The organism is Nocardioides sp. (genome assembly GCF_036274455.1).
Lineage (GTDB): Bacteria > Actinomycetota > Actinomycetes > Propionibacteriales > Nocardioidaceae > Nocardioides.
Genome location: NZ_DASUFR010000153.1, coordinates 35,200 through 42,213, shown reverse-complemented (window position 1 = coordinate 42,213; position 7,014 = coordinate 35,200). Strand labels below are relative to the sequence as shown.

The 7,014-nt window shown below is 73.1% G+C and carries 8 protein-coding genes; 3 read left to right on the top strand and 5 right to left on the bottom strand.

Translation table 11 applies throughout. The features are described from left to right. Positions 1–1,079, bottom strand: a 1,079-nt coding sequence (aspS, locus tag VFV89_RS15255; protein WP_329706807.1) for an aspartate--tRNA(Asn) ligase, incomplete at its 3' end; no start/stop codon positions are given. A gap of 158 nt (positions 1,080–1,237) precedes the next feature. Continuing rightward, complete coding sequence (locus tag VFV89_RS15250) at positions 1,238–2,140, bottom strand: GNAT family N-acetyltransferase (RefSeq protein WP_329706806.1); 903 nt, start codon at positions 2,138–2,140, stop codon at positions 1,238–1,240. Between the two features lie 63 nt (positions 2,141–2,203). Here VFV89_RS15250 and fdxA point away from each other — a divergent pair, with 63 nt between their 5' ends. Continuing rightward, positions 2,204–2,530 carry a ferredoxin gene (fdxA, locus tag VFV89_RS15245; RefSeq protein ID WP_329706805.1) on the top strand — a complete coding sequence of 109 codons (327 nt, stop codon included), beginning with the start codon at positions 2,204–2,206 and terminating at the stop codon, positions 2,528–2,530. Between the two features lie 15 nt (positions 2,531–2,545). After that, positions 2,546–3,664 (top strand): succinyldiaminopimelate transaminase, encoded by a 1,119-nt coding sequence (gene dapC / locus VFV89_RS15240; protein ID WP_329706809.1) that lies wholly within the window; start codon positions 2,546–2,548, stop codon positions 3,662–3,664. A 160-nt stretch (positions 3,665–3,824) separates the two neighbouring features. On the opposite strand, the gene VFV89_RS15235 is transcribed toward dapC, so the two are convergent. Both VFV89_RS15235 and VFV89_RS15230 read right to left on the bottom strand, forming a co-directional pair. Beyond that, on the bottom strand, positions 3,825–3,998 hold the full coding sequence (locus VFV89_RS15235) for a DUF5999 family protein (protein WP_329706804.1): 174 nt from the start codon (positions 3,996–3,998) through the stop codon (positions 3,825–3,827). 169 nt (positions 3,999–4,167) lie between these two features. Next, positions 4,168–5,124, bottom strand: coding sequence for a hypothetical protein (locus VFV89_RS15230; RefSeq protein ID WP_329706803.1), 957 nt, complete (start codon positions 5,122–5,124; stop codon positions 4,168–4,170). Positions 5,125–5,199: 75 nt separating this feature from the next. Between VFV89_RS15230 and VFV89_RS15225 the strand changes: the two genes are divergently transcribed. Then, the gene (locus VFV89_RS15225; RefSeq protein ID WP_329706802.1) at positions 5,200–6,009 is read left to right on the top strand and encodes a CPBP family intramembrane glutamic endopeptidase; all 810 of its coding nucleotides are present in this window, start codon (positions 5,200–5,202) and stop codon (positions 6,007–6,009) included. An 18-nt stretch (positions 6,010–6,027) separates the two neighbouring features. Here VFV89_RS15225 and dapD read toward each other — a convergent pair whose 3' ends face one another. Further along, positions 6,028–6,987 (bottom strand): 2,3,4,5-tetrahydropyridine-2,6-dicarboxylate N-succinyltransferase, encoded by a 960-nt coding sequence (dapD, locus tag VFV89_RS15220; RefSeq protein WP_329706801.1) that lies wholly within the window; start codon positions 6,985–6,987, stop codon positions 6,028–6,030. Positions 6,988–7,014: the final 27 nt, after the last annotated feature.

Here is a 7,014-nt window from a genome sequence, read left to right as displayed (position 1 = left end):
GCCCCGCTGACCAGCTCGAGGCCGCGGAAGATCAGGTCGAAGGAGCGTGACCAGCGCGGGTCGTCCGGATCGGGGTGGCTGTAGAACGCCCGGTGTGCGGTCGGGTAGCCGTGCACGACGACGAAGTCGCTGCCGTGCTCGGCCTTCGCCCACTCGCCCAGCGCGCGTTCGTGCGCCGGGGCCAGGTCGGGCTCGTCGGCGGGTGCGCCGGCGATCTCGAGGGCCTCGCGGAAGTGCAGGATCGGCAGCTCGCCGGGGACGGCCGGTACGTCGATCCCGAGCAGCTCGACCGCGGAGCCGGCCCGCGCGTGGATCGCCGCAACCATGCCCGCCACGACGTCACGCAGGCAGGCGATCACCTCGAGGTGGTCCTCGATGAAGCCGAGCTCGACATCGAGCGAGACGTACTCCGCCAGGTGCCGGACCGTGTCGTGCGGCTCGGCGCGGAAGACCGGGCCCACCTCGTAGACCCGCTCGAAGACCCCGACCAGCACCTGCTTGTAGAACTGCGGGCTCTGGGCGAGGTATGCCGGCCGGCCGAAGTAGTCGACCTCGAACACGTTCGCACCGGACTCGGTGGCCGACTCGACCAGCTTGGGTGAGTGCACCTCGGTGAAGCCTCGGTCGTCGAGGGTGGACCGGAACCCGTGCAGGCTGGCCGCGGCCAGCTCCCACGCCGCCCGCTGGCGCGGGTGCCGCCAGGTCGTCGCTGCGTGGTCGAGCAGCGTCGGCAGCGCGGCGTCGAGCCGCGGCCGCCAGAGCTCGACCGGCGGTGTGTCGGCGGGGTCGCCCAGTGCGGTCACGGTGGGCGAGGTGACCTCGACACCGCCGGGGGCCTGCGGGTTGGCCGTGGCCGTGCCGACCACCTCGACCGCGGTCTCCTCGGGCGGCAGGTCCGGTCGGCCCGCCGGGCCGTCCTTGACCACGACCTGGGCCAGGCCGGTGCGGTCGCGGACCACGAGGAAGGTGACGGCGGCGAGCTCGCGGCGGCGGTGCACCCAGCCCTGGAGCCGGACGACCGAGCCGGGCTCGGCGTGCGGAAGCTCGCGCGCGGTGGTGCGTGGTGGACGTGTACTCATCTGACCTCCAGGTGTCGGGCAGCCCTGGAGGTGTGGGCGGGGGCAAGGTCGCGGTGCCACCACACCTTCGCCGACCCTGGAACTGCCGGTCGGCCTCTTGGTCCGGGCCAACGCTGTCACGAGGGTTGTCAGGCCTCACGCGTCCCGGGCGCCCAAGGTTAGACGGCCGCCGCGAGGTAGCGGTAACGGTGGTGCTCGACGAACCCGAGCCGCTCGTAGAGTGCGAGCGCCGCAGCGTTGTCGCCGAGCACCTGGAGGTACGCCGTCGTGGCGCCGCACTCTGCCGCCCAGCCGATCAGCTCGCCCATGACCGCGAGCGCGAGGCCGCGTCGCCGGTGCGCCGGGTCGACCTCGATGGAGCGGAAGCCGGCCCAGTCTCCGTCGACGGCGGCGACGCCGGAGGCGGCCGGGCCGACGCGGGCCGTCGCGAGGTGCCCGTCGACGTGGAGCTGGGCCCCGGGGAGGCCGGGCGGGAGCCTGCGGCGTACCGCCGCGACGCCGGCCAGCTGGAAGACCGTGTCGTGGTCGTGGCTCTCGGGAACCCAGCCGTGGTCGCGGAACAGCGCGTCCTCGTCCGAGTCCGGGAGCACCGCGGCGATGGGCCGCTGGCCGAGCGACTCGTAGTGCGCCACCACCCGCTCGTAGGCGCCGGCCACGCCTGACGGGCACATCGCGAGCACCGAGTTGGCCCGGCGCGCGGTCGCGGTCCGCGAGCGACGCAGCAGCCAGTCGCCCAGCGGCTCGGTCTCGAGGTCGGGCCACAGCGCGAGCGCCCGCCGCTGGGCCTCCTGGGGGCTGACCCGGAGCCGGGCCGACGGGCGCGGTGGCACCGGCTTTCCCGCGACGATGGTGCGGATCGGGATGGTGACGGGCACCTGGCTCCCGTCGCCGTCGGGCCGGACGACGCAGACGCCGTCGCCCCACGCCGTGCAGGTGCCGAGGACGTCGCTGAGCGCGGGGCCGCCGCTCGGGCCGGTCTCGCCCGGCAGCAGACGGCGGACGACGACCCGCTGGCCCACGACATGTGGACCCAGCGTGTGGGCACCCGCGTCGGACGACACGCCGGGATACTAGGCTGGTGGTAGCTGTTCTCCCGCACCTGTCCAGCACCAGGAGGAACCCGAGTGACCTACGTGATCGCGCAGCCGTGCGTCGACCTCAAGGACCGGGCCTGTGTCGACGAGTGTCCGGTGGACTGCATCTATGAGGGCAAGCGGATGCTCTACATCCATCCCGACGAGTGCGTCGACTGCGGGGCCTGCGAGCCGGTCTGCCCGGTGGAGGCGATCTTCTACGAGGACGACACCCCGGAGCAGTGGAAGGACTACTACGACGCCAACGTCCACTTCTTCGACGACCTCGGCTCGCCCGGTGGCGCGGCGAAGATGGGCGTGATCGACCACGACCACCCGCTGGTCGCCGCGCTGCCGCCGCAAGAGCACGACGAGTAGCCCCGGGTAGCACCGCTGACCGTCTCCTCCCGCCTCCCGGACTTCCCCTGGGACAAGCTCACCGGGCACGCGGAGCGCGCCCGCGCCCATCCGGACGGCATCGTCGACCTCTCGGTCGGCACCCCCGTCGACCCCACGCCCGAGGTCGTCCAGGAGGCGCTGCGGGCGGCGGCCGACTCGCCCGGCTACCCGACCACGATCGGGCTGCCGGCCACCCGGCAGGCGGCGCTCGACTGGCTGTCCTCCTCCCACGGCGTGACCGGCCTCGGCCTCGACCAGGTGCTCCCGGTGATCGGCTCCAAGGAGCTCATCGCCTCCCTCGCCGTCCACCTCGGGGTAGGCCCCGGCGACCTCGTCGTCCTCCCCGCGCTGGCCTACCCGACCTACGAGGTCGGCGCCGCCCTCGCGGGCGCCCGCGTCGTGGCCACCGACTCCCTCACCGCGCTCGGCCCGGAGCGGCCCGCGCTGCTGTGGCTCAACTCCCCGTCCAACCCGACCGGCAAGGTGCTTCCGCCACCGCACCTGCGCAAGGTCGTCGACTGGTGCCGCGAGCGGGGCACCGTGCTGGTGTCCGACGAGTGCTACCTCGAGTTCGGCTGGGAGGCCGACCCGGCGTCACAGCCGGTGTCGGTGCTGCACCCGTCGATCTGCGGCGACTCGACCGACGGCCTGCTCGCGGTGCACTCCTTGTCGAAGCGCTCCAACCTGGCCGGCTACCGCTGCGCGTTCGTGGCCGGCGACCCGCGGCTGGTCGGTGAGCTGCTCGCGGTGCGCAAGAACCTCGGGCTCCAGATGCCCGGCCCGCAGCAGGTCGCGATGGCGGCGGCGCTCTCCGACACCGCCCACGCGAAGGAGCAGCACGCCCGCTACGCGCTGCGCCGCGCTGCCCTGCGCTCGGCCCTCGAGTCGGCGGGGTTCCGGATCGACCACTCGCAGGGGTCGCTCTACCTGTGGGCCAGCCGTGACGAGGGGTGCTGGGAGACGGTCGGCGGGCTCGCCGAGCGCGGGATCCTGGTGGCCCCCGGGGACTTCTACGGCGCCGCGGGGGCGCGGCACGTGCGGGTGGCGTTCACGGCCACCGACGAGCGCGTCGAGGCGGCCGTGGCGCGCCTGGCCGGCCAGGAGACGTCCTAGTGCCCCGCGTCGAAAGTTCGGCACCTAATTCCGCACCCCGAGCGCGCACCTCGCGGCGTTGCCGTCGCTCGCTGGACGAACAGGTAGAGCGTCGCTCCGGCGCCTTGCGATGCACGCACTCGGAGCACGGACTTAGGCACCGTACTTCCAACGCGGGACACTAGGCCGAGATGAGCTCGTCGTGGCCGTCGGGCGTCAGGTAGTGCCCGTCGTCGAAGAGGATGATGCCGTTGCAGAGCCGGCACCAGCCCTGGCCGCTGCGGTCCGCGACCACGTGGGCGCTGCAGCAGTCGGTGTCGTGGCTGTCCGGGCATGCCGGTGTGTGAGTGCACATGTCGGTTTCCTCCCCCGTGTGCCAGTCCCCCCGGGACGCGAGCTTGTGTCATCCATTGGAGTGCCCGCGACTGCGTGACGCACACCTTGTTACCCAACTGTGTGGAAAGGTCGTCCGAAAGGACTAACGGGTGCCCTGAACGGGCCTGGCCGGCCGGGCTGATCCGGGCTCAGAAGACGTCCACGTGCACGTGGTCGCGGTGCTCGAGGATCGCCGGGTCGCCGGAGCGCTCGGGCGGCTCGTAGTCGCGCCACCCGTCACCTGACCTCCTCCCGGCGGTCCAGATCCGGTCGTCGAAGATCACCGTCCGGATCGCCAGCCGGTCGGCCTGGCTGACGAGGTACGCGGCGATCGCCCAGCCCCGCGACCGGTTCGCCGGCGAGACCGGCCGGACGAAGGCGTCGATCGCCCGGCCGTCGTAGTGCGCCGACCCCGAGACGTGCCCGGTGGAGACGCCGCCCGGGGCGAAGCCGCCGAGCGGCAGGTCCGGGAAGCGCGCCAGCAGATCGCGGCGTACGGCGTCCGCGCGGGCGGTCAGCCCCGAGGCCCGCAGCCCGGTCGATCCGTCGTCGCTGTCGCCGAGCCGGCAGCTGAAGCCTTCGGGGGAGTTGCCGGTCAGCGCCGAGGCCAGCGCCCGCGCGTCGGCTTCGTGGTCGGCGTAGGCGTCCGGGAACCCGGAGCGCTGCACCTCCTGCGCGGCCACGGTGATCTCGAGCTGTTCGTAGCCGTCGACCTCGACCAGCGCGTCGTAGAACGCGTTGGTCGCGTGGACCGGGTCCCGCACCTGCGCCCGGGTGCCCCAGCCCTGCGAGGGCCGCTGCTGGAACAGCCCCGCCGAGTCCCGGTCCCCGCCGCGGAGGTTGTGCAGGTCCGACTCCTGGTAGGCCGCCGCCAGGGCGATCGACGCCGCCCGTGCGGGCAGGCCGCGCTCGACGGCGATTGCGGCGACCAGCCCGGCGTACCGCGCCTGCGACGGGTCGAGCACCACCGCGTGCCCGCCGACCTCCGCGGTGCACTGGTCCGGCGCGAGGAACGGCAAGGTGCCCTTGCGGATCGCGTACCACCCGCCCACCAGCACCAGGGCGAGCACGACCACACCGGCCACAACCGCCCCCCGACGTCTCACAGGTGACAGTCTGTGTGAGCCACACAACCGCCGGCGGACCGTTTGGCGGCGCGCCGCACGGCGTACCGGCCATATGTGGTGGTCTTCCTCGAACGGCCTCTCGAACGGCCAGCGGAGACGGCGCCGTCAGCCACGGCGCCGTCGCGTCTGCTGCTGGCGGTCGAGGTCTTCGTGCTGCTCGGCCTCTCCCTCGGCAAGGCGGCGGCCGACGCCATCGCCGGGTTCTACACCGACCAGACCGGGGGGGCTCCCGGGACAGCACGCGGTGCGGTCCTCTACGCGAGCGAGGCGCCGGGCCGGCCGCTGCTCGACCTGGTCCGCCAGCTCATGGACCTAGGCTTCGCTGCGCTCCCGGTGGCGCTGGCGGCGTACCTGCTCGTCCGGAGTGGTGACGGGGTGCGCGGGCCCTGGTTCGGTGGCCGGCTGCGCCTCTCCGACGTGGCGCTGGGCGCGCTCACCGCGGTCGCGGTGGCAGCGGTGGGGCTCCCGTTCTACCTCGCCAACCACGCGACGACCGGCGCCACCGTCGTCCCGGAGACGCTGCCCGACGTGTGGTGGCGGATCCCGGTGCTCGTCCTCGCGGCGTTCCAGAACGGCCTGCTGGAGGAGTGCGTCCTGCTGGGGTTCGTCTTCGTGCGGCTGCGCCAGCTGGGGTTCGCGGCTCCGGCGACGATCGGGGTCCTCGCCGTGGTGCGCGGCAGCTACCACCTCTACCAGGGGATCGGCGGGGCGCTCGGGAACCTGGTGATGGGAGTGCTCTTCGGCTGGCTCTACCACCGCTGGGGACGGGTGACGCCGCTGGTCATCGCGCACACGCTGATCGACATCGGCGCCTACCTCGGCTTCCTGCTCCTGGCCGGCCGGGTCTCCTGGGTGCCGGCCTGAGCCGGGGCTGAGCGGGGCTCAGTTGGCGTGCAGCGCGGCGTTCAGCGCAACGCCGTCTCTGCGCCACGGCACAGCCTCGACAGCGCCGGTCACCGAGTTGCGGCGGAACAGGATGTTGTCGGCGCCGGACAGCTGCAGCGCCTTGACCACCTTGGGCTTGCCGTCGATGTCCATGACGGTGACCTTGGTGCCGGCCGTGACGTAGCAGCCGGCCTCGACCACGCAGTCGTCGCCGAGGGAGATGCCGATCCCGGCGTTGGCCCCGATCAGGCACCGCTTGCCCACCGAGACCACCTCGGTGCCGCCACCGGAGAGCGTCCCCATGATCGAGGCGCCACCGCCCACGTCGGAGTCGGCGTCCACCACGACGTGGGCGGAGATCCGACCCTCGACCATCGAGGTGCCGAGCGTGCCGGCGTTGTAGTTGACGAACCCCTCGTGCATGACCGTCGTGCCCTCGGCGAGGTGGGCGCCGAGCCGGACCCGGTCGGCGTCGGCGATCCGGACCCCGGTGGGCAACACGTAGTCGACCATCCGCGGGATCTTGTCCACGCCGTAGACCGTGACCCGTTGCCCGCTCGCCATCAGGCGGGCCCTGGTCGCCTCGAAACCGGCCACCGCGCAGGGCCCGGCGGAGGTCCACACGACGTTGGTGAGCACCCCGAAGATGCCGTCCATCGAGATCGTCCGCGGCTTCACCAGGCGATGGCTGAGCAGGTGCAGCCGCAGCCAGGCGTCCTCGGCGCCGGCGGGCGCCTCCTGCAGGTCCTCGACCTCCACCGGGCGCACCTCGCGGCTGACCCGGCGTACGTCGTCCGCGGTCGCCAGTGCGGCCAGCTCGGCAGGCGCCTCGCTGCCGTCGGGGTGGCCGAGGGCCGGCGCCGGGAACCACGCGTCGAGAACGGTGCCGCCCTCGTCGAGCGTGACCAGGGCGTGGCCCCAGGCTCCGCCGGTCACTGGCGTCGGTGCGTCGCTCACGGGTCTCGACCCTATCGACCGGGGGTG